1 protein-coding gene is annotated in these 1,465 nt (G+C 42.5%); it reads left to right on the forward strand.

Annotation, left to right across the window (positions count from 1 at the left end):
• Window positions 1-321 precede the first annotated feature (321 nt).
• Complete coding sequence (locus tag EO93_RS04030; protein ID WP_048161203.1) at window positions 322-1,338, forward strand: cache domain-containing protein; 1,017 nt, start codon at window positions 322-324, stop codon at window positions 1,336-1,338.
• Window positions 1,339-1,465 lie beyond the last annotated feature (127 nt).

The following is a 1,465-nucleotide window of genomic DNA, read 5'->3' on the forward strand; positions in this document are numbered from 1 at the left end:
GAGATATTAATGCAGCCATCAACATTAAACAATTTGCAATTAATAATCTAATCACCTCTGGAACAGAGGGTAGAGCCTGCGGAGTTATTCTCAAAAGAGCGAGCCGTGAAGCAGGATGCCCATCATTTCAATGACGGGTAGTTCACTATGAAATTATCCGGAGTTTCAGTAAATAAAAGCTTCTTTAAACAGCTTCCTGCATAAACTGAGTGAAAAAAATAAAATAATACTTCTGATAATTATTATAAGTATATATTTAAGCATATCCTGAAGGCAGTTTCAAGAGTGTTGAATTAGAAGTGAAATAAATAAGGAAGTTGTATGGATTTAATACGGATTATATGTGGAATGCTTGCAGTTGCACTTTTTTTGGGCATCCTTACCTGTGGGACTCAGGACGAACCGGCAGTAATTGCGGAAGAACTCGAAGATAAAGCCGTAGGCGAATCTCCCTCAGGAGTAAACGGAAAAGCTCTGGCTACAAGAGAAAACACAACAGGAGAACAGGCTGTCCTGGGACCTGCACCGCCAGACTCTCTTATTCTTGCAAAAGGGGAGAGTAAAATGGCAGCTGAAAGGAGAAACATCGAAAATAAAGTAAGGGCTACAGTCAGACTTATTGAGGGACAGGGAGAAAAGCTCTTTCCTGCATTCAGAGAAGAAGATTCACCCTGGTACAATCATGACTTCTATATTTTTGTATGGACAATAAATGGGACTCAGTTAGTCTGTCCTCCGGACAGGGGGAGTGAAGGAGAGGACATGGGAAGGCTTCTGGACGCAGAAGGTAAGCCCATAGGGGAGCTCTTCATAGAGACAGCCCTGAGCGAAAATGGTGAAGGCTGGATAGATCACAGCTGGCAGAAGCCAGGAAGTTCCGAGCCTTCCCGCAGGTTCACCTTCGTTAAAAAGGCTACCTTTGAAGGAAGATCTTACATAGTTGGTTCAAGCTTCTATGCGGATGACTATATCCTTTGCAGGAACCTTAGCGAATGCACGTATCTAGAAGAGCCTGGAAATATCCGTGTCGTGGAACTGCTGAACCCCGGAAATATTAATAGAAACCTTGACCTGAACTACAGCATAGCTCATTCGGTTATCGAGCCGGGAGAACATATCGCTCCCCACCTGATGAAAAATCCGGAAGTTCACTATATCCTTGAAGGGGAAGGTATCCTCTATATTGACGGAATCCCGGTCGAATTGTGTAAGGACCAGCTCATATACATCCCGGCAGGCGCTATTCAAACTACATACAACACCGGAAACACTACCCTCAAATTGCTTGCCATAAACCAACCCGGATGGTCAGAGAAAAACACTAAAGTTTTTGAATAAGAGTAAAGTTTTTGAATAAGAGTAAATCCGTATCCTCTTCAAATTTGATGGGTTTTCAATCACAGGAAAAATATAATAGTTGCTCCATTTCCCCTTACCATATCTTGGAGTAACAAAATGGAACTCG

The sequence above is a fragment of the Methanosarcina sp. 1.H.A.2.2 genome (assembly GCF_000979975.1).
GTDB lineage: Archaea > Halobacteriota > Methanosarcinia > Methanosarcinales > Methanosarcinaceae > Methanosarcina.

Coding starts and splice junctions, on each gene's coding strand:
- EO93_RS04030 (WP_048161203.1), top strand. CDS start 322: ATGGATTTAATACGGATTATATGTGGAATGCTTGCAGTTGCACTTTTT.